The organism is Streptomyces sp. DI166 (genome assembly GCF_900091315.1).
GTDB lineage: Bacteria > Actinomycetota > Actinomycetes > Streptomycetales > Streptomycetaceae > Streptomyces > Streptomyces fuscus.
In genome coordinates, this window is record NZ_FLSP01000004.1 from 103,924 (window position 1) to 126,535 (window position 22,612).

A 22,612-nucleotide genomic window follows, 5' to 3' on the forward strand; every position below is an offset into this window, starting at 1 on the left:
CACGCACCAGGGCACATGCGCGCCTCGGGCGACGGCGAGGACAACCTAGGACACGGGAACTTCGAGGGTGGCCAGGACCGGGAGGTGGTCCGTGGCCGCCCTCAGGTCTTTTCCGGTGATGCCGGGCAGGTCCAGGGGGACTCCGCAGCCGGTGACCTCGATGCCCTTGGTGGCGAAGATGGCGTCGATGCGGCTGTGCGGCTCGGTGCGGGTCCAGGTGTGCTCGCCGCCGCGGGGGGCGGTGGCCCAGCAGTCCTGGAGGGTGCCGGTCAGTCGGGTGAAGGTGCGCCCGCCGGGGCGTTCGTTGAGGTCGCCGCCCGCGACGGCGTGGTCGACGCCGAGGCCGGCCAGGCGGTCCAGGAGCATGCCCGCCTGTTCGTGGCGCTCCCGCTTGTCCAGGCTGAGGTGACAGCTCAGGACGCCCAGGCGGGCGCCACCGAGGCGGACGACGGCGGTGGCGAAGCCGCGGCGGTGCTGTCCGGGGGTGAGCGGCAGCAGGACGTCCTCGGTGCGTTCGACCGTGGCGCGCAGGCCGCACAGGATCGCGGGACCGGCCGCGGTGGCCCCGCCGGTGAGAATGACCAGGTCGGAGGCCTTGGCGAGGCGGGCCAGTTTCTTGCGCCAGCGGAAGAAGCGGGGGGCTTCCTGGACCAGGACCAGGTCCGGGGAGCAGGCGCGGATCACCCGGGCCAGGGCCACGGTGTCGTCGCGCATCGAGCGGATGTTGTAGCTCAGGACTCGGACGAGGGCTGAACCGTCAGGCATGCGGATCAATCTACGCCTCATGGCTCGGGGCGCGAGGTTCATGCGCGACCGCCTTTCGGCCAGTCGTCGGTCGCGCCGTCCCCGCGCCCCCCGAGTGAGAGCGTGCGCCCCGCTTACATGATCGGGTCGGGCTCCCGGGCCAGGTCGGCCGCGCCCACCAGGCCCGCCTTGTTGCCCAGCTGGGCGGCGATCACATCGGCCACCGGGCGCCAGTTGCCGCCCACCAGCCAGCGCTTGTAGGACTTGCGGATCGGGTCCAGGACCAGGTCGCCCTCGTCGGACAGGCCGCCGCCGACGATGAAGGCGGACGGGTCGAAGAGGGAGGCCAGGTCGGCGAGACCGGCACCGGCCCAGCGGGCCAGCTCGCGGTAGGAGTCGACGGCGACCGGGCAGCCCTGGCGGGCGGCCATGGAGATGTGCTTGCCCTCGATGCCGTCGGGCGTGCCGTCGCCGAGCGCGAGCAGCACCTCGGCGCGCTCGGGGGTGGCGTTGGCGCGCTGCTTGGCGTACCGGACGAGGGCGCGGCCGGAGGCGTACTGCTCCCAGCAGCCCTGCGAGCCGCAGCCGCAGAGCAGGCCGTCCGGGACCATGCGGATGTGGCCGAACTCGGCGGCCACGCCGAAGTGGCCGCGGCGCAGCTTGTTGCCGATGATGATGCCGCCGCCGAGGCCGGTGCCGAGCGTGATGCAGATGACGTTGCGGTGACCCTTGCCCGCGCCGAACTTGTACTCGCCCCAGGCCGCCGCGTTGGCGTCGTTCTCGACGACGACGGGGAGGCCCACGCGGGCCTCGACCTTCTCCTTGAGCGGTTCCTGGCGCCAGTCGATGTTCGGCGCGAAGTAGACGGTCGAGCGCTGGCGGTTGACGTATCCTGCGGCACCGATTCCCACGCCGACGATGTCATGACCGGCGCGCGCCCCCTCCACCGCGGAGGCGATGGCGTCCACGATGCCCTCGGGCGTGCCCGGTGTCGGCACCGTGTGGGTCGAGAGGATGTTGCCTTCCTCGTCGACCACGCCGGCCGCGATCTTCGTGCCGCCGATGTCGACGCCGATGGTGAGTCCCATGAATCCCTCAGTTTCGGTCGAGCCCCGCTATGGCCAACCGTACCCGAGCGGCTTCAGTCCAAGTCGATGCGTTCCCCGGGACCGGACTCGTCGCCGGGGTCCCGGCGCTCGCGCAGATCGCGGTCGTCGCCGGTGGTCCAGCGGCGTTCCTGGGCCTGGACGGCGGAGCGGTAGGCGGCGAGAAGTTCGTTGCCGGCCGCGGCGAGGTGGTCGAAGACGTCAGGGTTTCGTTCGATGACGGGTTCGACGGCGGCCTTGGCCTGCTGGACGACCTGCTTGACCACCTGCTGGGCGGCGGGTCCGGCGACCGCGCCGAGCAGCGGCGAGTTGAGCGAGGTCAGCTTCTCGCCGACGGCGTCGACGAGCTTGCGCAGTTCCTCGGCGGCCGAGCCGGGCGGCGGGCCGTACTGGGTGCGGCGGCGGGCCTGCTCCTCGGCGAGGTCCTCGGCGCACGCCGTCGCCCAGGCGTCGGCGTCCGTCGCCCGTACCTCGTCGAGCGGCTCCTCGCCCGGGACGTCGGAGGGCTGGGCCTCTTCGCTCATGACGGACTCCTGACTACGGTTCGTCCCTACGACGTTACCCGAACGGGCGTATCGGGTTCACCGGGCCGCGGGCCACAGCGCCGGATCGGGCGCGAACCGGACGCGCAGTTCGCCCTCGCGCAGGGAGGCGCCGTCGACGGTGCAGCGGCGCAGTGCGGAGGGCAGCGGGACGATCCGGCGGAACGGCCCGGCGGTGACGACGAGTTCGTCACCGCGCCGGACGAGGTCGAGGTCCTCGCGTATGGCGCCGGGCAGCGGGATGGTCCACACCAGGACGCCGTCGTCGGAGAGGTGGTCGGTGATGGGCCACTCGACCGTGGAGGGTGCCGCGTTGACGGCCGTCCGCGCGCCGAGCGCGGCGAGGTCGTCGGCGCCGCGCGGGTCGTGCCCGAGGTGCGGGAGGACCTGGACGTCGTAGGACTCCTGCCATTCCTCCAGCGTCTTGCGCTGCTGGGCGACGAGGGCGGGCGGCCAGTCCTCGGGGACGGCCCGGTTGGCGATCAGGGCCTCGGGGCGCAGTCCGCGCAGGGCGAGGGCGAGGACGGCCTCGCGTACGGCGTCGGAGCCGGCCGGGCCGGGCTCGGCGACCAGGCGTACGGCGGTGTCGCGGTCGGCGACGACGGCTTCGACGGCGGCGAGTTCGAGGTCCCAGCGGGCTGCGGTCTCGTAGAGCCACTCGGCGGGCATGGGGACCCCGGCCAGGCGGCCGAGAACGGGGCGCAGGGCGCGGGCGGCCTGGCGTTCCGGCGGGAGCAGGCGGCGCAGGTAGCGGCGGAGCTGCTCGGGGAGGGCGAGCAGGGCGAGGGCCTGCGCGGTGGCGGGGAGGTCGACGACGAGGAGGTCGTGCCGCTCGGAGAGGGCGGCGTCGCGCAGGGCGCGCAGCAGGGTCAGTTCCTCGGCGCCGGGGAGGGGGGTGACCTCCTCGGGGTCGAGGCGGGAGGCGCCGAGCAGGTCGAGGGCGGCGGTGGCGCGTTCCTGGAAGGCGGCGAGGTCGGCGCGGAATCCGGCGGCGGCGTCGGGTCGCCAGAGGGTGAGCCGTTCCCCGGCCCGCACCGGCGCGGGGCCCGTGGCGGTGCCGAGGACGGCGCCCAGGGTGTCGGACCGGTCGGCGCTGAGCAGGAGGACCCGCTCGCCGTCACGCGCGGCGGTGAGGGCGGTGGCGGCGGCGACCGTGGTACGGCCGCTGCCGCCGGGCCCGGTGATCAGGAGGGTGCGCATGAGGGTGAACGGTAGGGCACGGCTCCGCGCTACTTGCTACCCGACTCCACCCGCTTCTTCAGTCCGGCCAGCGCGCGGTCGATGATGACCTTCTCCGCCTTGCGCTTGATCATGCCGAGCATGGGGATCTTGACGTCGACGGTCAGCACGTAGGTGACCTCGGTGGAGCCGGCGCCGGCCGGCTTGAGGATGTACGAGCCGTCCAGGGAGCGCAGCATCTGGGACTTCACCAGGGTCCAGGAGACCTCGTGGTCGCCGGTCCAGGTGTAGGCGAGCACCTGGTCGTCCTTGATCGCGCCGGCGTCCATCACCAGGCGCACCTGCTCGGCGCGGCCCTGGGCGTCGGTGGCCAGCACCTCCGCCTCCTTCACCTCGCCGGTCCAGTCGGGGTAGCGGGCGAAGTCGGCGATCACCCCCATGACGTCGGCCGGTGCAGCCTCGATCGTGATGCTCGAACTGGTGTGTTCCGCCATCGTCGTGGCTCCTCCAGATGCGGGCCGAAAGGTCGTCCTCATACGCACGTGTGTGCAGCGTGAAGGCTACCGCGCGGCCGACCCGCCGAACTCCAGCGCCCATGGCTTCCCGGTCCCGGCGAAGTGGCCGACGTTCACGCACTCCGTCGATCCGACCCGCATCCGGCGCACCAGGGGCTGGTGCACATGCCCGAACAGGGAGTAACGGGGCCGGGTCCGCCGGATCGCCTCCAGCAGGGCCCGGCTGCCCCGCTCGAAGCGGCGGGCGACGGTGTCGTAGACCAGTTCCGGGACCTCCGGCGGGATGTGGGTGCACAGCACGTCCACCTCGCCGACCGCCTCGATCTTCGCGGCGTACTCCTCGTCGCTGATCTCGTACGGGGTGCGCATCGGGGTCCTCAGGCCGCCGCCGACGAAGCCGAAGGTCCAGCCGCCGATCTCGACGCGCTGTCCGTCCAGCACGGTGGTGCCGGGCCCGGCGTACTCCGGCCACAGGGGCGGCATGTCGACATTGCCGTAGGTGGCGTACGTCGGGGTCGGGAAGGCCGCGAAGAGTTCGGCGTACTGCTTGCGGACCGCTTTCTCGATCACCGCGCCCCGGTCGGCGCCGATTCCGGCCCACAGCCGGGCGCCGAATTGGCGGGCTTCCTCGTAGCGGCGGGCGGTGCGCAGCTCCACGATGCGGTCGGCGTTCTCCACGCCGAACAGATCGGGGAAGATGCCGCGGGAGTGGTCGGCGTAGTCGAGGAAGAGGACCAGGTCACCCAGGCAGATCAGGGCGTCCGCGCCGTCGCCGGCTCTGGCCAGGTCACGGACGTTGCCGTGTACGTCGCTGACCACATGAACGCGCGTCCTGCTGTTACCGGCTGGTGTGGATGCCATGGCGATCAAGCGTAGGCCTGTGCGCCATGCGTGAACAGTGGCGGCCGGACCTGCGGTTACTGGCTAGTCGTCAAACCGGTCGACTACTGTGCGCAGCAGAAGCACCCATGCTTGCGGTAGCGAACCGTGTGACGCAGCGAACATCTCGCCGGACCCTCTGTCGAAGAAGCCATACCGGCGGGTAACGTCCGGGCAGTCCAGTCGTGCTCAGGATTTCAACCACCGGGATTCCTGGGTACCTGCCCGAGCCTTGGACCGCACCGTCGCATCACACAATGTCGTGGCGCCGGCGCCCTATGAGGAGCAGCAGTCTTGCGCGAGTTCAGCCTTCCGGCTATGTACGAGGTCCCCGCGGACGGCAATCTGACCGACATCGTCCGCAGAAACGCCGCGCAGCATCCCGACGTCGCCGTCATCGCCCGCAAGGTCGACGGTGTCTGGCAGGACGTCACGGCCACCGCTTTCCTCGCCGAGGTGCGCGCCGCCGCCAAGGGCCTGATCGCGGCCGGGGTGCAGCCGGGCGACCGGATCGCCCTGATGTCCCGCACCCGCTACGAGTGGACCCTGCTGGACTTCGCGATCTGGTCCGCGGGCGCGATCACGGTCCCGGTGTACGAGACCAGCTCGGCCGAGCAGGTGCAGTGGATCCTCGGCGACTCGGGCGCGACCGCCATCGTTACCGAGCTGGACACCCACACCGCGGCCGTGGAGTCGGTGCGCGACCGGCTGCCCGCGCTCAAGCACCTGTGGCAGATCGAGGGCGGCGCCGTCGAGGAGCTGACCCGGCTCGGCCAGGACGTCAGCGACAAGTCGGTCGACGAGCGCAGCTCGCTGGCGAAGGCCGACGACCCGGCGACCATCGTGTACACCTCGGGCACCACCGGCCGTCCCAAGGGCTGTGTGCTCACCCACCGCAACTTCTTCGCCGAGTGCGGCAACGTGGTGGAGCGGCTGCGGCCGCTGTTCCGCACCGGTGAGTGCTCGGTGCTGCTGTTCCTGCCGCTGGCGCACGTCTTCGGGCGGATGGTGCAGATCGCGCCGATGGTGGCGCCGATCAAGCTGGGCACGGTCCCGGACATCAAGAACCTCACCGACGAGCTGGCGACCTTCCGCCCGACGCTGATCCTGGGCGTGCCGCGGGTCTTCGAGAAGGTCTACAACTCGGCCCGCGCCAAGGCGCAGGCGGACGGCAAGGGCAAGATCTTCGACAAGGCCGCGGACACCGCGATCGCCTACAGCAAGGCGCTGGACGACCCCTCCGGCCCGTCGATCGGCCTGAAGCTCAAGCACAAGGTCTTCGACCGGCTGGTCTACAGCAAGCTGCGCGCGGTCCTGGGCGGCCGGGGCGAGTACGCGATCTCCGGCGGGGCGCCGCTGGGCGAGCGGCTCGGTCACTTCTTCCGCGGTATCGGCTTCACGGTGCTGGAGGGCTACGGCCTGACCGAGACCTGCGCGGCCACCGCGTTCAACCCGTGGGACCGGCAGAAGATCGGCACGGTCGGCCAGCCGCTGCCGGGCTCGGTGGTGCGCATCGCGGACGACGGCGAGGTGCTGCTGCACGGCGAGCACATCTTCAAGGAGTACTGGAACAACCCGGGGGCCACCGAGGAGGCGCTGCGGGACGGCTGGTTCCACTCGGGCGACATCGGCACCCTCGACGAGGACGGCTACCTCAGGATCACCGGCCGCAAGAAGGAGATCCTGGTGACCGCGGGCGGCAAGAACGTCGCCCCGGCGGTGATCGAGGACCGGATCCGGGCGCACGCGCTGGTCGCGGAGTGCATGGTGGTCGGCGACGGGCGGCCGTTCGTGGGCGCGCTGGTCACCATCGACGAGGAGTTCCTGGGCCGGTGGGCCGCCGAGCACGGCAAGCCGGAGGGGTCCACCGCGGCGTCGCTGCGTGAGGACGCGGACCTGCTGGCCGCCATCCAGTCGGCGGTCGACGACGGCAACGCCGCGGTGTCCAAGGCGGAATCGGTGCGGAAGTTCCGCATTCTGTCCTCCCAGTTCACGGAGGAGTCGGGCCACCTGACGCCGTCGCTGAAGCTGAAGCGGAACGTGGTGGCGAAGGACTTCGCGCAGGAGATCGAGGCGATCTACGCGAAGTAGTCACGGCCTGCGGCTATGGCGCGGTGTCCTCCACGAGGACCCGCGCCATCGTGCGTTCGGCCAGCGCGGTGATGGTGACGAAGGGGTTCACCCCGAGCGAGCCGGGCACCAGCGAGCCGTCGGTGACATAGAGCTTCGAGTAGCCCTTGACCCGGCCGTAGTCGTCGGTGGCCCGGCCGAGCACACAGCCGCCCAGCGGGTGGTACGTGAAGTCGTCGGCGAAGGCCCGGTTGCCGCCGAACAGGTCGTACCGGTAGATCGTGGCGTTGGCCCGGTTGATCCGGTCGAACAGTTTCTTGGCCATCGCCGAGGAGACCGCGCTCTGTGCCGCGGTCCAGCTGAGCGCCAGTGAGCCGCCGGAGTACGAGAAGGTCGCGCGTTCCTGGTTCTTGGTGATCGCCAGGTAGAGGCTGACCCAGTGTTCGAGCCCCATGGGCAGGGGCGCGATCTCGGCGAAGACGGGGTTGGCGGTGTTGGCCCAGTCGTCGATGCCCATGACCGGCACGGTCGACTGGTGCGCCCCGACCGTGTCCCACAGGTGGTTGGCCCGGCCGAGCATCACATTGCCGTTGGTGCCCCAGCCGGTGCCGACACTGGCGTCGAGGTCGGGCAGGGCGCCGGTCTCCCGGGCGCGCAGCAGCAGCTCGGTGGTGCCGACGCTGCCGCCGCCGAGGAAGAGGTAGCCGCAGCCGTACTCCTTGGTCTCGACGACGTTCCCGGCGTTGTCGATCCGCTGGGTCTGCACGACGTACGTCCCGCCCTCCCCGAGCCGGATCGCGCTGACCCGTTCCAGGGTGTGGATGGTGACGTTGCCGGTGCCGACGGCGGCGGCCAGGTAGGTCTTGTCCAGGCTGCGCTTGCCGTGGTTGTTGCCGTAGAGCAGCTCGGCGGCGAGCGCGGACTTCGGGGCGGTGCCGGCCTCCTCGCGCTGCATGTGGCCGAAGTCGTAGACGTTCGGCACGAAGGTGGTCCGCAGGCCGGTCCGCTCGGCGTGCTTGCGCGAGACGCGGCTGAAGCGGTACCAGTCGGTGGCCTCGAACCAGGCCGGGTCGATGGGGTTGACGCCGAGCTGGGAGCGGGCGCGGGGGTAGTACGTGGAGTACATCTCGTCCGCGTCGACGGTGGGGAACTGCTCGGCGAAGTACGACTTGAGCGGGGTGACGGCCATGCCGCCGTTGACCAGCGAACCGCCGCCGACGCCGCGGCCGCAGTAGACGGACATGTGGGCGAAGCGCACACGGTCCAGGACGCCCGGGTAGGGGCTGATGTCCTTGTTGACGAGGTCCAGCCACAGGAAGGTGGCCAGCGGGGCCTCGGTGCGGGTGCGGAACCACGTGGAGCGGTGGTCGGGGGCGGTGGTGGAGCAGAACACCTTGCCGTCGGGGCCCGCGGAGTTCCACAGGCGGCCCATCTCCAGCACGATCGTGCGGATACCGGCCTGGCCGAGGCGGAGGGCGGCGACGGCGCCGCCGTATCCGGAACCGACCACGATGGCGGGGGCGTTGTCGAGGGCGGGGGGCTCGGCCGCGTGGGCCGAGGAGAGGCCGATACGGGTGAGGCCGGTGGCGGCGGCCGTCTGGAGGGCGACCATGCCCAGTATTTGACGTCTTGTCAGCTGACGCTGCATCAGGTTTGATGTCATGTGCGCAGCATGGGCGGAATTTCGGGTTCCGCCTAGGTTGTCGGCGTGTTTTGAACCGGTGTCTTCAACCAGTTCTCACAGCAGCGTCCTCAACCTCTCCGCCAGCAGGTCCCAGCGCCACTTCTCCTCGACCCACTCCCGTCCCCGCTCCCCCATCCGGCGCCGCAGTTCGGCATCGCCGAGCAGGGCGGTGATGCGGTCGGCGGCCTGGCTCGGGGAACCGCCGCGGACCACCCAGCCGGTCTCGCCGTCGAGGACCGCGTCGGGGGCCCCGCCGGAGTCGCCCGCGACCACCGGCAGCCCGGTCGCCGAGGCTTCGAGGTAGACGATGCCGAGGCCCTCCACGTCCAGGCCCCGGCGACGGGTGCGGCACGGCATGGCGAACACGTCACCGGCGCCGTAGTGGGCGGGCAGCTCGGCCCAGGGCACCGAGCCGGTGAAGCGGACCGAGTCGGCCACGCCGGTGTCCCGGGCCAGCCTGCGCAGATCCTGCTCGTACGGGCCGCCGCCGACGATCAGCAGCACCGCGTCCGGCTCCTTCGCGAGGATCCGGGGCATCGCGAGGATCAGCGTGTCCTGTCCCTTGCGCGGGACCAGCCGGGAGACGCACACCACCACGGGCCGGTCGGTCAGCCCCAGCCGGGCCCGGACCCCCGCGCCGCCGGAGCCGGGGTGGAAGGTCTTCTCGTCCACGCCCGGGGGCAGCTGCACCATCCGGGAGGCCGCCTCCGGAGAGAGCGCGCCCGCGATCCGCGACCGGGTGTACTCGCCGAGATAGGTGATCGTGTCCGTGGAGTCCCCGATCCGCCGCAGCAGTTGCCGCGAGGCGGGCAGCTGGGCCCAGCCGGCCTCGTGCCCGTGGGTGGTGGCGACCAGCCGCCGCGCCCCCGCCTTGCGCAGCGCCGGAGCCATCAGGCCGAGCGGGGCCGCGGCCCCGAACCACACCGAGGTGCAGCCGTGCTCCCGCAGCAGCCCGACCGCGCGCCGGGTCACCCCCGGGGTCGGCAGCAGCATCGTCGTGGAGTCGCGTACGACGGTGAAGGGCTGTTCCGCGTCGAAGGCGGCCGTCGCCTCGGCGCCCTCCCGGCCGCGCTTCCAGGTGGAGGCGTAGACGACCAGCCGCTCCGGGTCCAGCCGCAGCGCCATGTTGTGCAGGAAGGCCTGGATGCCGCCGGGGCGGGGCGGGAAGTCGTTCGTCACGATGAGCGTCTTGTGCATCGCGGCCGACCCTATCGGAGGCGCCGCGCACAGCGCGTCACGGCCGCCCTGGTGGCCGACCCACAGCCCGGCGGGACATCATGGTGCCCTCGACGGCGAGCACGAACGGCAGGGGACCAGGTGGAGACGACGGGCGCGCGGTGGTCCCTGGCCGGCCTCCTCGGCATCTGGTCCGCGACCAGGATCGTGCTGCTGCTCCTCGTGTTCAAGGTGTGGGTCTTCCCCGGCCCGGACGTCACCTCCGACGTCGCCGTGATCTACCAGGGCTGGTCCGAGGTGCTGGGCACCGGATCGTTCCCGCAAAACGACGTCACCTGGCAGTACCCGCCCGCCGCCGCGCTCGCGATCCTCTCCCCCAAGCTGCTGTTCCACCTGGACTACGCCTCCGCCTTCTTCGTCCTGGCCTTCACCGCCGACCTGGCCGTCCTCGCCCTGCTGCTCTACACGGGCCCGCGCCCCGGCCGCAGCATGCGCGGCGCCTGGGTCTGGGCGGTGGGCGTCCCCCTGCTCGGGCCGACCGTGTACGCCCGCTACGACGTGATGGTGACCGCGGTCGCGGTGGCCTCGCTGCTGGCGGGCGCCCGGCACCCACGGGCCCTGGGCGCGCTGGCCGCGTTCGGGGCGCTGCTGAAGGTGTGGCCGGTGCTGCTGCTGGTGGCCGTCCGCGACCGCACCGCCTGGGCGTCGGCCGCGGTGACCGGGGCGGTCCTGGCGGCGCTGTTCGCGGCGGGGATGCCGGGCGCGTTCGCGTTCCTGACCTTCCAGCGGGACCGCGGCACCGAGGTGGAGTCGCTGGGCGCGCTGGTCTTCCATGTGGCCCGCCACCACGGCTGGGACGGGGAGGTGCTGCTGAACTACGGCTCGGTGGAATTCCTCGGCCCGTACGTGGACGTGGTCAGCACGGCCGCCCTGGTGCTGTCCGCGCTGGCCTTCGGCTGGCTGCTGCTGTGGCGGCTGCGGGCCCGGCGGTTCCGGTCGCACACGGTCGCGGACGCGGCGTTCGTGGCGGTGCTGCTGTTCACCACGACCAGCCGCGTGATCAGCCCCCAGTACCTGGTGTGGCTGGTCGGTCTGGCGGCCGTCTGCCTGTGCTTCCGGGGCAGCCGGATGGGCCCGCCGGTGCTCGCGCTGCTGGCCGCCTGCCCGGTGACGATGCTGGAGTTCCCGCTCTGGTTCGCGCACGTGGTCGCCAGCGACGGCCTCGGCATCACCCTGCTGTCCGTCCGCAACGGCCTGCTGGTGCTCGCCACCGTCCTCGCCGCCCGCGTCCTGTGGCGCTCCACGGTGTCCGGGGCCGCCGCCACCCCGCTGCCCGCTCAGGCCACCCGCACGAGGGAGACCTCGCTGCCCTCCTGACGCCGGGCCCGCCACCCGAGCAGGGCGCACTGGAGGGTCATGGCGAGCGCCAGCGCCAGACACACCCCCGGCAGCCCGAGCCCGGACAGCAGGTACGCCAGCGGCAGTTGGACGGCCGTCCCCAGCAGCGTCACGCGCAGCAGCAGCGGGGAGCCGCCGCTGCCCTCGAAGACCCCGCCCAGGGCGATGAAGCAGCCCATGAGCAGCAGGTAGGGGCCGATGCAGCGCAGGAAGAGCACGCCCTGGTCCGCGACCCGCGGTCCGGCGCCGAAGGCGGCCATGAGCCAGGGCGCGGCCACCGCCAGCAGCGCGGACGCGGTCAGCGCCACCGCCCCGGCCACCAGGACGACCTGCCGTCCGATGGCCCGCCGCTCGTCGTGTCCGGCGCCGCGGGTGTGCGCGGTGTGGATGGCGGCGGCCTGGCGCAGCGCGTAGAAGGCCATGGTGGCGACGTAGAGGACCTTGTAGGCGATCGCGTACGCGGCCACCGCGGTCACCCCGAGCCGGGCCACGATCGCCACCAGGGCCAGCGCGCCGGTCTGCCGGACGGTGAAGTCGGCGGCCATGGGCAGGCCGGTGGCCAGGGTGCGGCGGGGCGAGAACGGGGCGGGTGAGCGGGAGGCCTCGCGCAGCAGTGCGTTGCGGCGCAGGGCGATCAGGCCGACCGCGAGGGCGGCGGTGCGGCACAGGACCGTGGCGGCGGCGGCGCCCTCAACGCCGTAGTAGTGGATCGCGAAGGGGTCGCAGACCAGGATCAGGCCGTTGGCGAGGAGCGCGAGGCGCATCGGGGTGCGGGTGTCGCCGGTGCCCTTGAGGATGCCGTCGAGCAGGGTCTGGGCGAAGAAGACTGCGATGCCGGGCAGGGAGATCGCGAAGTAGGCCGTGGCCAGGGGCACCGCCGGGCCGTCGCCGCCGAGGACCAGGCGGGCCAGGGGCTCGCACAGCAGCAGGCCGCCGCCGATGACCACGGGGGTGAGAAGGGCGTACAGCGCCCAGCCGCCGCGTACGGCCGCGCGTACGGCCGCCGGGTCGCGGGCGCCCCTGGCGTGCGCGACCAGCACGGTGGTGCCGGAGCCGAAGACCAGGGCGACGCCGAGGAGCACGTTCTCGGTGTTGGTGGCGACGGCCACGGCGGCGACGGCGGGGCCGCCGAGCCGGGAGACCCAGACGGTGTTGATGATCCCGGCGGCGACGGAGGCCAGGAGCGAGAAGTAGACGGGGTGGGCGAGCGAGACGAGTGTCCGGCGATGAGCGTCCATCAGCGAGTTCCCTCTTTCCGAGCTACATCGAATCGAGGTAGCTCGGAAAGAGGTAGCATGGCGGCCACGTCACCCGCAAGGAGGTACCGGTGCTGGAGCTGTCGATCCTGGGCTTCCTCGCCGAGCAGCCGCTGCACGGCTACGAGCTGAAGGAGCGCATCAAGGCGCTCAGCGGGCACGTCCGGCCGGTGAGCGACGGCGCGCTGTACCCCGCGATCACCCGGCTCACCAAGGCGGGCCTGCTGGACCAGCGCACCGAGCCCGGCGCGAGCGCCGCCCCGCGCCGGATCCTGTCACTGACCGAGGAGGGCCGCGCCGAGTTGCTGGAGCGGCTGCGGCACCCCAAGCCGGTGGAGATCAGCGACCAGGTCCGCTTCAACACCGTGCTGTCGTTCCTGCGGCACCTGCCCGACCGGCGCGAGCAGGCCGCCGTCCTGCGCCGTCGCCTGGAGTTCCTGGACGCGCCGTCGAGCTTCTTCTACCGGGACGGCGAGCCGGTGCGGGCGGAGGAGGCCGGCGATCTGTTCCGGCAGGGCATGCTGCGGGTGGCGCGGGCGACGGGGGCGGCGGAGCGGGCGTGGCTGACGGAGGCGATCGAGGTACTGGACCCGGCCGACGGGGCTCAGTCGAACTGACCGCGCAGGTACTCCTGCCACTGCGCGGTGAACTCCTCCGGGCTCGTCCCGAGCACCTGCTCCATCGCCTGCTCGACCGCGCCGGAGCGGGTCTCGTGCGCGCCGACGGCCCGGTAGAACTCCCCCAGTTTCGCCTCGCCCCAGCGGTCGGCGATCATCCGGCAGGCCATCCAGCCGCTCTCGTACGCCTGGGCGAGGCTCGCCGAGTCCCCGGTGAACGCGAAGTCCTCGTCGGTCGGCAGCCCCGACGGGATCTCGTCCTCGCTCACCGCCCGCCACAGCTCGGGCGCGGCGTCGGAGGGCTTGCGGCCCGAGCCGAGGTAGCCGACCCAGTCGGCGTAGCCCTCGGAGAGCCACAGCGGGGTGGCGGGGCCGGTGTGGGCGCGGGTGGCGACATGGGTGGTCTCGTGGGTGAGCACGACCTGCTTGCCACTCTGGCCCAGGACGCCGTACGCGACCGGGTTGAGGATGATCCGGTCCGCCGGCGCGTGGGCGCGGGTGCCGGTCTCGCCGGTGGTCACGGCGGCGATCCCCCGGTACGAGGAGGCGGGCGACCCGAGCAGCCCGGCCATGCCCTCCAGCGACTCCGGTACCAGCACGACGGTGCCGCGCGGCCACTCGGTGCCCCAGGCCCGGTTCACCGCGGGCACGGCCCGGTCGGCCATCCCGGCAAAGGCCCGCAGCCGCTCGTCGGACTGCCCCACCCCGAGGACGGTGCTGTGCTCGCCCCGGACGACCTCCACCCGCCCCTGGTCCCACAGCTGCTCGGGCGCCTTGGCCGCGGGCCGCTCGGAGGCCACGTACCACTCCCCCGAGGCGTCGAGCCCGAGCCGCACGGTACGGCGGACGACGACCGGGGCCCGGTCGTGTCCCTCGATCCGGTAGCTCAGCTCGACATCGGCGGTGGCGCTGTCGCCCGCCCGCTCCACACCGGTCACCCGGTACACCCAGTCGGCGAACGGCACCGCCGCGAGCTCCTCGAACCCGGTCCGCGTCCCGGTCCGCGCGAAGGCCGCCGCGTCGTCCGCGACGACGGCCTCGGCCCGCCGGTCCAGCACCCGCTGCACCGAGTCCCGGGCCGCGTCGGTGACATCCCGTTCCCCGCACGCCACCAGCGACCCGAGCAGCATCCAGAGCACCACCACCCCGGACGCCCACCGCCGACCAGCCATGCGGAGATCGTACGGTGCGAAACGGACGAAGGTCAGACCGTGTGACGGGACCGGCCCGGTCAGACCCTGGTCACCGTCGCACCCGGCATCATCCCCACCGGGTCGTAGCGGACCGGGGCGCCCGGGTAGGGGGCGTGGATGACCTGGCCGTTGCCCACGTACATGCCCACATGGCTGGCGTCGGAGCGGTAGGTGACCAGGTCGCCGGGGCGGGCCTGGGAGAGCGGGACCTGACGGCCCGCGTGGCGCTGGGCCTGGGAGGTGCGCGGCAGGGAGACGCCCGCCTGGGCGTAGGACCACTGCATCAGGCCGGAGCAGTCGAACCCGCTGGGGCCGTTGGCGCCCCAGACGTACGGCTTGCCGAGGGCGGAGCGGGCGGCGGCGATCGCGGCGGCGGCGCGGCCGGAGGCCGGGACACCGCCCCCGAGGTCGGGCATACGGCCGGAGCGGGAGGCCCGGTCGTAGGCGGCGCGCTCGTCCAGCGGAAGGGAGTTGAGGAGCCGGCGGGCCTTGGCCAGCTTGTTCTCCACCGTCCGCTTGTGCGCGGCCACGGCCTTGCGGCTCTTCTCCAGTTCCCCGAGCTTGCGCGTGGCCTCGGCGCGGTCCTGCGCCAGTCCGCGCATCGCGTCCTGAAGGTCCTTCAGCTCGCCCGCCTGGTGCGAGGTGATCCGGTCCAGGACGGAGGCCTTGTCGAGGTAGTCGTCCGGGTCGTCGGAGAAGAGGAGGGCGAGCGACGGGTCGATGCCCCCGGACCGGTACTGCGCCCCGGCCAGCGAACCCAGCGACTCCCGCATGGAGTTGATGCGCTCCTGCTGCCGTGCGATCCGGTCCTGTGCGGTGCTGACCTGCGTGCGCAGCGAGTCGGCGCGTTCATCGGCCTTGTTGTACGCCTCGGTGGCTTTCTCGGCCTCCTCGTAGAGGCGGTCCACCTCGGCCCGGGTGTCGTCGTGCGGCGCTGCCGAGGCCGGTACGACCGCGAACGCGGCGGCCGCCGCTGAGATGACGCAGAGCGCGGCACTCGCGCCGCGGTCGAACCCGGACGGTACAAGGCGACGATGGGACCCCACAGGAAGCCGCACCCCTTCCGCTGGCGGACAAGGACCGTTCCCCGTCGAGGGGGAAACGCGGCAGACAGTAGCCCCGCGGCAGGGCACCGACCAACGACCTCCGTGCCCGCAAACGGTGACGCCCCGCCTATGACGCAGGTCATGGGCGGGGCGCGGGGTCAGTTCCGCTCGGTGTGATTCGCCCGAACGGGCGGCACCGTGTCCTGATCTTGGAAGGGTCAGATCCGGACGCCGAACTGGAACGGCATGTTGTTGATCGACTCGTAGCGCACGACCGTGCCGGTGCGCGGGGCGTGCAGCACCTGGCCGTTGCCGGCGTAGAAGCCGACGTGGTGCAGGTCGCCGTAGAAGATGACCAGGTCGCCGACCTTGAGGTCGGACTGGCTGTAGATCCTGGTACCGGCGTTGGCCTGCGCCTGCGAGGTGCGCGGGATGGAGACGCCGGCCTGGGCGAAGGCCCAGGAGGTCAGGCCCGAGCAGTCGAAGGAGGACGGGCCGGAGGCGCCGTAGACGTAGGGCGAGCCGATCTTGCTCTGGGCGGCCTGGAAGGCGGCCATGGCCCGGCCGGAGCCCTGCGCGGCGTTGCCGAGGTCGACGCGGTCGGCGGAGGAACGCGTGGCGCGCTCCTCCTCCTTGGCGAGGGCGGCCTTCTCCGCGGCGGTGAGGGAGTTCAGGAGCTTCTGCGCCTCGGCGAGCTTGTCCTGGACTTCCTGCTTCTTCTTGCCCAGTTCGGTCCGGGTGGAGGCCAGGTCCTTGAGCTTCTCGGTGGCCTCGGCGCGGTCCTGGGCGAGTTCGCGCTGCTTGTCCTGGATCTTCTTGAGCTGCTCGACCTGCTGGCTGCTCAACTGGTCGAGCGTGGAGGCCTTGTCGAGGTAGTCGTCCGGGTCCGCGGAGAGGAACAGCTGGACCGAGGAGTCGATGGAGCCGGTGCGGTACTGCGCGGCGGCGGCCAGGCCTATGGAGTCACGCATGTCGTTCAGGTCTTCCTGACCGCGCGCGACGTTGTCCTGGATGGTGGAGATCTCCTTCTGGAGCTTCTCCTGCTTCTCCTTGGCCCCGTTGTACTTCTCGGTGGCCTGCTCGGCCTCCTCGTAGAGCTTGTCGACCTTGGCCTTGACCTCGTCCTTGCTCGGCTTCTCGCTGGGCGCGGCGTTGGCCGCCTGAGAGCTGATGGCCACGGCGGCGGCAGCGGCGGTGGTCAGCACGGTCACACGTGCGCGGCTCGGCTGCTTGGGTCGACGGTGGGACGCCACGGAGGCGAACTCCTTCTTCTCAGTGATCTTCCGATCGAAGGTTCGAAGGCAGACCCTAGTGATACCGCTGTGATGAGTTCAAATCCCTGGGCGATTTATCCCGCGCTTAGCCCGGATTCTTTACCTTCAACCCACGTGCCGTGATAGCCACTTGACGCTGGGTTGCGCGACAGACCCGCCAATTCGGGCATTACCGCTCTACGTTGACCTTCAGGACAGTCGCTTCAGAAGCACCGCAGAAGCCACCGGCCGGGCGCCCGCCCTGGCGATGCCGTCGGCCACCTCGCGGTCGGTCGAGACGACGATGACCGGACGCCCCGGCGGCTCCGCCCGCACCAGCTGGCGGATCAGCTCGTCCGCGGTCACCCCGGGCTTGGAGAACAGCACCCGCACCCCGCGCGGCGGCGCCAGCAGCACCGGCGCGGCCAGTTCGGCCCCGTCGAAGACGCAGGTCACCTCGGCGCCGGTCTGCGCGGCGAGCTGGGAGAGCTGGCCGAGGAGTCTGAGCCGCTGCTTCTCCAGCGGCATCTGGGGATAGCCGGTCTTGGTGACGTTGTAGCCGTCGACCACCAGATGCGCCTGCGGCAACGCCAGCAACTGGTCGAGGATGGCCGGATCGTTCTCGGACAGCGCGCGGGCGGCGATGTCCTTCGGGGTCATACGTCCCGGTTCGACCGCGTCCACGGTCTCCGCGGGACGCACCGACACCGGGGGCAACGCCAGCTCCCGGCGCAGCCCTTGGGTGGCGTCCAGCAGGGTGTCCAGCAGCAGCCGCACCCGCATGTCCTCCACGCTGCGGCCCTCGCGCGCCGCCTTGCGGGTGGCCTCCAGGGCGGCCTCGGCCTCCCCCAGCCGGGACTTCAGCCGCCGGGTCTCGCTCTCGGCCGCCGACACCTGCCCGTGCGCCTCGGCGCGCACCGCCTCGATCTCGCCCTGCGCCTTGCGCAGCGCCGCCTCCCCGCGCTTGACATCGCTCTGGGCGGCGCGCAGCTTGCGGTGAAGCGATTCGGCTTCCTTCCTGGCCGCGTCCAGCTCGGTGCGCAGCCGTTCGGTCTCGGTGCGGACCTGCTCCCGCGCCTGGGCGAGTTCGGCGCGCAGCCGCTCCAGCTCGGCCCGGCTCTCCTCGTCGGCGCGCTCGGCGTGGGCCCGCTGGGCCTCCTCGCCGGCCGCGGTGACCAGCTTCACCCAGTCGGTGGGCCGCAGCACATAGGCCGCGGCCGCCACATCGAGCGGGTCCGCGGCCGGGGGCGGCGAGCCGGAGTCCAGGGCGCCGGCGAGTTCCGGCTGCGCCTCTCTGAGCTTCTCCCCGATCCGCTGGCGGAAGAGCGGATCGGTCTCCAGCGCGGCGGCCATCGCGTTCCCGGCGAACTTGGCGCGCCGGTTCGGGGCGAACCGGGCGTACTGCCGCAGCTGTGCGGGCAGTTCGCCGATCGTCAACTGGCCGAAACCGTCCGAGACGATCTGGACGACCCGCTTGCGCACGCCCTCGGGCAACGGACGGTCGAGCACCTCAGCGGCGCCGTCGCCCGGCCCCCCGCCTGCGGTCTCCACCATCCGTCGTCACCCCAATACCTGTGCGGGATCCCCCGGCTGAGGGGATCACCCGAACGGGGCCCGCTCCCGCTCAGGAGCCGGCGCCCGGCCTGTCCACGAGTTCCACCTGGTCCACGGCGTTGCACCAGCGGCAGCGCACCGACTCGATGGTCTCATTGACCACCTCGCGCTCCTCGACCTTGGGCTCACCGGCGAGGTCGAGGTGGACGTACTCGACGACCTTCGACGAGCGCGTCACATCGAAGCGGGTGAGGTTGCCGCAGAGCGTGCAGCGCCACCGCGTGGTGGCGGTCGGCAGGGGAACCGTCATCTCGACCGTTCTTTCCTTCCAGTGTCGGTGACCCACCGGTATCCCGGTGCGTATGGCTCGTAACCCTACGGCCTGTGCACGACTCGCCGCTCGGCTGTCCACGGCGGCGAGGCACTCTGTCAGAGTTGCTCCCTTTACGTCATGCTCTGTGTTCATGATCAGCAAGTGGAGCAGCACGGTCCGAGGGCTGCGGATGCCGTCCGCACCGGTCACATACACCCTGGTCGGGCTGTGCACACTGATCTTCCTGATCGGGCCCGCCTCGGGCCTGAACCCGGGGTACGGCACCGGCGAGGAGCTGATCGCGACCCAGCGGGCCTACTTCCGGCGCTGGGGGGTGGTCCCGGCGGTGCTGTTCGAGGGCGAGGCGCGGGCCGCGCTCACCCCGGCGACCGCGCTGTTCGTGCACGGCAGCTGGGTGCACCTGCTGGGCAACATGCTCTTCCTCTACGTCTTCGGCGTGATGACCGAGGAGCGCATGGGCCGCGTGCAGTTCCTCCTCTTCTACCTGGGCTGCGGCTATCTCGCGCTGCTCGGGTACGCGGCCGCCAACGCCGACTCCGAACAGTCACTGGTCGGCGCGTCCGGCGCGATCTCGGCGGTGCTCGGCGCCTTCCTCGCGCTGTTCCCGCGGGCCCGGGTGACCAGCCTGCTGCCCTTCCTCCTCTTCCTGCCCCTGCGCTTCCCCGCGTATGTCGTGCTGCCCTTCTGGGCGGCCCTTCAGTGGCTGGCGGCGGGGCAGGCCACGAGCGGTCCCGGAGTGGCCTATCTGGCCCATCTCGTGGGCTTCGGCCTGGGGTGCGGCTTCGCCTGGGTGCGGTTCGGCCGTACGACTAGAGTGAGGCCGAAGCCTGCGACGCCGGCCCCCGAGGGAGAGAAACAGCCGTGATCACCGCGATCGTCCTCATCAAGACCAGCGTGGACCGGATCCCCGAGATCGCGGAGCAGATCGCTTCGCTGGACAGCGTGAGCGAGGTCTTCTCCGTCACCGGCACCTACGACCTGATCGCCATGGTCCGGGTCAAGGAGCACGAGGACCTCGCCGAGGTCATCCCCGGCAGCATCAGCAAGATCCCCGGCGTCGAGGCCACGGACACCCACGTGGCCTTCAGGACGTACTCCCAGCACGACCTGGAGGCCGCGTTCTCCATCGGCCTCGACGGCTAGCCCGGCTCGCATTCATACCGCCGGGACGCAGCGGCCGTCCTCGGTGCGGTAGTTCCACTTGGCGCCGTCGCGGACCAGTTCGCGGGCCGCGGCGACGAAGCGGTCCACGTGCTCGTCGGGGGTGCCGGCGCCGAAGCTGACGCGGATGGCGTTCAGGGACTTCTCGCCGGGAGCCGCCTCGGGGGCCCCGCACTCGCCCTGGGTCTGCGGGTCGCTGCCGAGCAGGGTGCGCACCAGGGGGTGGGCGCAGAACAGACCGTCGCGCACCCCGATGCCGTACTCGGCGGAGAGGGCGGCGGCGAAGTGTGAGCTGTTCCAGCCCTCGACGACGAAGGACAGCACACCCACGCGCGGGGCGTCGTCGCCGAAGAGGGAGAGGAAGCGGACCTCGGGCACGTCCGCGAGACCCTCGCGGACCTTCTCGATCAGGTACCGCTCGCGGGCCACCAGGGTGTCGAACCCGGCCTCGGTGAGGGCCTTGCAGGCCGAGGCGATGGAGTAGGCGCCGATGACGTTCGGGGAGCCCGCCTCGTGCCGCGCGGCGCTCTCGTGCCACTCCACGTCCACTCCCCCGTCCGCGCGCCGGGTCACCTTGCGGCTGGCGCCGCCGCCCGCCAGGTACGGCCGCGCCTCCCGCAGCCAGTCGGCGCGTCCCGCGAGCACGCCGGAGCCGAAGGGGGCGTACAGCTTGTGCCCGGAGAAGGCGACCCAGTCGACGTCGAGGTCCTGGACGGAGACCGGGTGGTGCGGGGCGAGCTGGGCGGCGTCGAGGACGATCCGGGCGCCGTGCGCGTGCGCGGCGGCGGCCAGCTCCCGCACCGGCCACAGCTCGCCGGTGACGTTGGAGGCGCCGGTGACGCAGACCAGGGCCGGTCCGTGCGGGTCCCGGTCGGCGAGGGCCCGCTCCAGGGTTGCCACGGCCTGCTCGGGGGTGCGCGGGGCGTCCAGGTAGGTGACCTCGGCGTCCTGCCAGGGCAGCAGCGAGGCGTGGTGCTCGGTCTCGAAGACGAAGACCTGGCAGCCGGCCGGCAGCACGGCGGCCAGCAGGTTCAGCGAGTCGGTGGTGGACCGGGTGAAGACCAGCTGGTCGTCGGCGCGGCAGTCGAGGAACTCGGCGACGGTCCTGCGGGCGTTCTCGAACAGGTCGGTGGACAGCTGCGAGAGGTACCCGGCGCCCCGGTGGACGCTGCCGTAGTACGGGGCGTAGGCGGCCACGTCGTCCCAGACGCGCTGGAGCGCGGGGGCGCTGGCGGCGTAGTCGAGCGCGGCGTAGGTGACCTCGCCGCCGGTGACGAGCGGGACGGTGACATCCCGCCCCAGAACGGGCAGCGGGGCACAAACGGAACGGTCGGAGGCAGCGGTGAGGACGGACATGGCGAAGCTCCCGTGAAAGGACGGCGCGCAGAGCGCAGCGCGAAGTGAAGGAAGGAAAGGGGGTACGCGGAGGCGGGGCTCGGCGGCCCTATCGCATTCGCTTGCTCACGGAAGACTCCCTCGAACGACCAGGACCCCTGGTTTCGAGAGGGGTCCGCGCTTGCCGCAGACCTCGCTGCCTACGGCCTGGTCTTCACCCGGGGCACCCCGCCACGGACGGAGGGTTGCCGGACAGTCGGCCGGGGCCTCATGACTGTCACTCATGACCTGGTACAGGAACCTAGGGCAAAAGATCGCCGTCCCGCAACCCGAGTCCGGATTGCGGGACGGCGACACCTGACGTCTTACGCGTTGCTGGCGGCGACCCAGCGCTCCAGGGTCCGCTTGGCGGACCCCGAGTCGATCGACTCCGCCGCCTTCGCCATACCGGCCCGGATCTGCTCGGCCAGCGGCTCCTCGGTGGGGTGCAGGGCCACCAGGGCGGCCGCCGAGTTGAGCAGGACGGCGTCCCGGACGGGGCCGGTCTCGCCGTTCAGCAGGCGCCGGGCCACATCGGCGTTGTACGAGGCGTCGGCGCCGCGCAGCGCCTCCACCGGGACGAGGTCGATGCCGACCTCACGGGGGTCGAAGGTCTCCTCGACGACCTTGCCGTCGCGGACGATCCAGACCCGGGAGGTCGAGGTGGTGGTCAACTCGTCGAGGCCGTCGTCGCCGCGGAACACCAGGGAGGAGTTGCCGCGCTCGGCGAACACGCCCGCCACGATCGGCGCCATCCGCGGATCGGCGACGCCGACCGCCTGCGCCCGTACCCGGGCCGGGTTGGTGAGCGGGCCGAGCACGTTGAAGACGGTCCGGATGCCCAACTGCCCGCGCGCGGCGCCCGCGTGACGCATCGCCGGATGGAACTTGGCCGCGAAGCAGAAGGTGATCCCGGCCTCCTCGGCCACCTGGGGCACCCGGGCCACCGGCAGTTCCAGGTTCACCCCGAGCTTCTCCAGCACGTCCGAGGAGCCGGAGGCGGAGGAGGCGGCCCGGTTGCCGTGCTTGACGACCTTGGCGCCCGCGCCGGCCACCACGATCGCGGACATGGTGGAGATGTTGACGGTCTTGGCGCCGTCGCCGCCGGTACCGACGATGTCGACGGTGTCGCCGGACACCTCGATGACGTTCGCGTGCTCGTACATCGTGCGGACGAAACCGGTGATCTCCTCCACCGTCTCGCCCTTGGCCCGCAGCGCCACCACGAACCCGGCGATCTGCGCGTCGGTCGCCTCGCCGCGCATGATCAGGTCCATCGCCCAGGCCGTGTCGTCGGCGCCGAGGTCCCGCCCCTCCAGCAGACCGTTCAGCAGCAGGGGCCAGGAGCGGCCCGCCGCGGTGTCGCCTCCAGCGGGGGTCACAGCGCTCATAAGGCCGCTCCTGAGTGTCGTAGCAGAGTGTCCGCCCCGGTACACGGGGTTGTGCTCCCACCCTATCCAGCCGGGGGCACGGAGAAGGGCCCCCGTCCGACAACCGGACGGGGGCCCTTCTACCGCGCGTGGCGAGCGCA

General features: G+C 71.9%; 21 protein-coding genes and 1 riboswitch. Of the genes, 5 read left to right on the forward strand and 16 right to left on the reverse strand.

Going from position 1 to position 22,612, the window contains the following annotated elements:
* Nucleotides 1-45: 45 nt before the first annotated feature.
* From GA0115233_RS03525 to GA0115233_RS03550, 6 genes are all read right to left on the reverse strand, one after another.
* Complete coding sequence (locus GA0115233_RS03525) at nt 46-765, reverse strand: endonuclease/exonuclease/phosphatase family protein (protein ID WP_093718621.1); 720 nt, start codon at nt 763-765, stop codon at nt 46-48.
* Between the two features lie 113 nt (nt 766-878).
* Complete coding sequence (locus tag GA0115233_RS03530) at nt 879-1,832, reverse strand: ROK family glucokinase (protein ID WP_093718563.1); 954 nt, start codon at nt 1,830-1,832, stop codon at nt 879-881.
* A gap of 53 nt (nt 1,833-1,885) precedes the next feature.
* Nucleotides 1,886-2,374: a DUF5304 domain-containing protein gene (locus GA0115233_RS03535; RefSeq protein WP_093718564.1), complete on the reverse strand. Its 489-nt coding sequence runs from the start codon at nt 2,372-2,374 to the stop codon at nt 1,886-1,888.
* A gap of 57 nt (nt 2,375-2,431) precedes the next feature.
* Nucleotides 2,432-3,592, reverse strand: coding sequence for an ArsA family ATPase (locus tag GA0115233_RS03540; RefSeq protein WP_093718565.1), 1,161 nt, complete (start codon nt 3,590-3,592; stop codon nt 2,432-2,434).
* 29 nt (nt 3,593-3,621) lie between these two features.
* A complete protein-coding gene (locus GA0115233_RS03545; protein WP_093718566.1) occupies nt 3,622-4,065 on the reverse strand; it encodes an SRPBCC family protein in 444 nt (147 codons plus the stop codon).
* Nucleotides 4,066-4,131: 66 nt separating this feature from the next.
* Nucleotides 4,132-4,947, reverse strand: coding sequence for a metallophosphoesterase family protein (locus GA0115233_RS03550; protein WP_093718567.1), 816 nt, complete (start codon nt 4,945-4,947; stop codon nt 4,132-4,134).
* A 312-nt stretch (nt 4,948-5,259) separates the two neighbouring features.
* On the opposite strand from GA0115233_RS03550, the gene GA0115233_RS03555 reads away from it, so the two are divergent.
* Complete coding sequence (locus GA0115233_RS03555) at nt 5,260-7,056, forward strand: AMP-dependent synthetase/ligase (RefSeq protein ID WP_093718568.1); 1,797 nt, start codon at nt 5,260-5,262, stop codon at nt 7,054-7,056.
* 13 nt (nt 7,057-7,069) lie between these two features.
* Here the strand turns inward: GA0115233_RS03555 and GA0115233_RS03560 are convergent, their stop codons facing one another.
* Nucleotides 7,070-8,647, reverse strand: coding sequence for a GMC oxidoreductase (locus GA0115233_RS03560; RefSeq protein WP_093718569.1), 1,578 nt, complete (start codon nt 8,645-8,647; stop codon nt 7,070-7,072).
* Nucleotides 8,648-8,773: 126 nt separating this feature from the next.
* Nucleotides 8,774-9,916 carry a glycosyltransferase family 4 protein gene (locus GA0115233_RS03565; RefSeq protein ID WP_093718570.1) on the reverse strand — a complete coding sequence of 381 codons (1,143 nt, stop codon included), beginning with the start codon at nt 9,914-9,916 and terminating at the stop codon, nt 8,774-8,776.
* A gap of 120 nt (nt 9,917-10,036) precedes the next feature.
* Here GA0115233_RS03565 and GA0115233_RS03570 point away from each other — a divergent pair, with 120 nt between their 5' ends.
* Nucleotides 10,037-11,272, forward strand: coding sequence for a glycosyltransferase 87 family protein (locus GA0115233_RS03570; RefSeq protein ID WP_093718571.1), 1,236 nt, complete (start codon nt 10,037-10,039; stop codon nt 11,270-11,272).
* On the opposite strand, the gene GA0115233_RS03575 is transcribed toward GA0115233_RS03570, so the two are convergent.
* Nucleotides 11,233-12,531, reverse strand: coding sequence for an MATE family efflux transporter (locus tag GA0115233_RS03575; RefSeq protein ID WP_093718572.1), 1,299 nt, complete (start codon nt 12,529-12,531; stop codon nt 11,233-11,235). The genes GA0115233_RS03570 and GA0115233_RS03575 overlap by 40 nt on opposite strands.
* 89 nt (nt 12,532-12,620) lie before the next feature.
* Here GA0115233_RS03575 and GA0115233_RS03580 point away from each other — a divergent pair, with 89 nt between their 5' ends.
* The gene (locus tag GA0115233_RS03580; protein WP_093718573.1) at nt 12,621-13,166 is read left to right on the forward strand and encodes a PadR family transcriptional regulator; all 546 of its coding nucleotides are present in this window, start codon (nt 12,621-12,623) and stop codon (nt 13,164-13,166) included.
* Here GA0115233_RS03580 and GA0115233_RS03585 read toward each other — a convergent pair.
* From GA0115233_RS03585 to GA0115233_RS03605, 5 genes are all read right to left on the reverse strand, one after another.
* Complete coding sequence (locus GA0115233_RS03585; protein WP_093718574.1) at nt 13,154-14,338, reverse strand: hypothetical protein; 1,185 nt, start codon at nt 14,336-14,338, stop codon at nt 13,154-13,156. The genes GA0115233_RS03580 and GA0115233_RS03585 overlap by 13 nt on opposite strands.
* Before the next feature lie 59 nt (nt 14,339-14,397).
* A complete protein-coding gene (locus GA0115233_RS03590; RefSeq protein ID WP_093718575.1) occupies nt 14,398-15,405 on the reverse strand; it encodes a C40 family peptidase in 1,008 nt (335 codons plus the stop codon).
* Between the two features lie 218 nt (nt 15,406-15,623).
* Nucleotides 15,624-16,658 carry a C40 family peptidase gene (locus GA0115233_RS03595; RefSeq protein ID WP_093718576.1) on the reverse strand — a complete coding sequence of 345 codons (1,035 nt, stop codon included), beginning with the start codon at nt 16,656-16,658 and terminating at the stop codon, nt 15,624-15,626.
* A 210-nt stretch (nt 16,659-16,868) separates the two neighbouring features.
* On the reverse strand, nt 16,869-18,212 hold the full coding sequence (locus tag GA0115233_RS03600) for an NYN domain-containing protein (protein ID WP_093718577.1): 1,344 nt from the start codon (nt 18,210-18,212) through the stop codon (nt 16,869-16,871).
* Between the two features lie 70 nt (nt 18,213-18,282).
* Nucleotides 18,283-18,522 carry a hypothetical protein gene (locus GA0115233_RS03605; RefSeq protein ID WP_093718578.1) on the reverse strand — a complete coding sequence of 80 codons (240 nt, stop codon included), beginning with the start codon at nt 18,520-18,522 and terminating at the stop codon, nt 18,283-18,285.
* Between the two features lie 154 nt (nt 18,523-18,676).
* Between GA0115233_RS03605 and GA0115233_RS03610 the strand changes: the two genes are divergently transcribed.
* Nucleotides 18,677-19,411: a rhomboid family intramembrane serine protease gene (locus tag GA0115233_RS03610; RefSeq protein ID WP_093718622.1), complete on the forward strand. Its 735-nt coding sequence runs from the start codon at nt 18,677-18,679 to the stop codon at nt 19,409-19,411.
* Nucleotides 19,408-19,689: an Lrp/AsnC family transcriptional regulator gene (locus GA0115233_RS03615; RefSeq protein WP_093718579.1), complete on the forward strand. Its 282-nt coding sequence runs from the start codon at nt 19,408-19,410 to the stop codon at nt 19,687-19,689. The genes GA0115233_RS03610 and GA0115233_RS03615 overlap by 4 nt, the downstream gene beginning before the upstream one ends.
* A 12-nt stretch (nt 19,690-19,701) precedes the next feature.
* Here GA0115233_RS03615 and GA0115233_RS03620 read toward each other — a convergent pair whose 3' ends face one another.
* Both GA0115233_RS03620 and trpD read right to left on the reverse strand, forming a co-directional pair.
* A complete protein-coding gene (locus GA0115233_RS03620; protein ID WP_093718580.1) occupies nt 19,702-21,063 on the reverse strand; it encodes an aminotransferase class V-fold PLP-dependent enzyme in 1,362 nt (453 codons plus the stop codon).
* Between the two features lie 151 nt (nt 21,064-21,214).
* A riboswitch (SAM riboswitch) is annotated at nt 21,215-21,331 on the reverse strand.
* A 76-nt stretch (nt 21,332-21,407) separates the two neighbouring features.
* Nucleotides 21,408-22,472, reverse strand: a complete 1,065-nt coding sequence (gene trpD, locus GA0115233_RS03625) for an anthranilate phosphoribosyltransferase (protein WP_093718581.1) — start codon at nt 22,470-22,472, stop codon at nt 21,408-21,410.
* Nucleotides 22,473-22,612: the final 140 nt, after the last annotated feature.

Coding starts and splice junctions, on each gene's coding strand:
- GA0115233_RS03525 (WP_093718621.1), bottom strand. CDS start 765: ATGCCTGACGGTTCAGCCCTCGTCCGAGTCCTGAGCTACAACATCCGC.
- GA0115233_RS03530 (WP_093718563.1), bottom strand. CDS start 1,832: ATGGGACTCACCATCGGCGTCGACATCGGCGGCACGAAGATCGCGGCC.
- GA0115233_RS03535 (WP_093718564.1), bottom strand. CDS start 2,374: ATGAGCGAAGAGGCCCAGCCCTCCGACGTCCCGGGCGAGGAGCCGCTC.
- GA0115233_RS03540 (WP_093718565.1), bottom strand. CDS start 3,592: ATGCGCACCCTCCTGATCACCGGGCCCGGCGGCAGCGGCCGTACCACG.
- GA0115233_RS03545 (WP_093718566.1), bottom strand. CDS start 4,065: ATGGCGGAACACACCAGTTCGAGCATCACGATCGAGGCTGCACCGGCC.
- GA0115233_RS03550 (WP_093718567.1), bottom strand. CDS start 4,947: ATGGCATCCACACCAGCCGGTAACAGCAGGACGCGCGTTCATGTGGTC.
- GA0115233_RS03560 (WP_093718569.1), bottom strand. CDS start 8,647: ATGGTCGCCCTCCAGACGGCCGCCGCCACCGGCCTCACCCGTATCGGC.
- GA0115233_RS03565 (WP_093718570.1), bottom strand. CDS start 9,916: ATGCACAAGACGCTCATCGTGACGAACGACTTCCCGCCCCGCCCCGGC.
- GA0115233_RS03575 (WP_093718572.1), bottom strand. CDS start 12,531: ATGGACGCTCATCGCCGGACACTCGTCTCGCTCGCCCACCCCGTCTAC.
- GA0115233_RS03585 (WP_093718574.1), bottom strand. CDS start 14,338: ATGGCTGGTCGGCGGTGGGCGTCCGGGGTGGTGGTGCTCTGGATGCTG.
- GA0115233_RS03600 (WP_093718577.1), bottom strand. CDS start 18,212: ATGGTGGAGACCGCAGGCGGGGGGCCGGGCGACGGCGCCGCTGAGGTG.
- GA0115233_RS03605 (WP_093718578.1), bottom strand. CDS start 18,522: ATGACGGTTCCCCTGCCGACCGCCACCACGCGGTGGCGCTGCACGCTC.
- GA0115233_RS03610 (WP_093718622.1), top strand. CDS start 18,677: ATGATCAGCAAGTGGAGCAGCACGGTCCGAGGGCTGCGGATGCCGTCC.
- GA0115233_RS03620 (WP_093718580.1), bottom strand. CDS start 21,063: ATGTCCGTCCTCACCGCTGCCTCCGACCGTTCCGTTTGTGCCCCGCTG.
- trpD (WP_093718581.1), bottom strand. CDS start 22,472: ATGAGCGCTGTGACCCCCGCTGGAGGCGACACCGCGGCGGGCCGCTCC.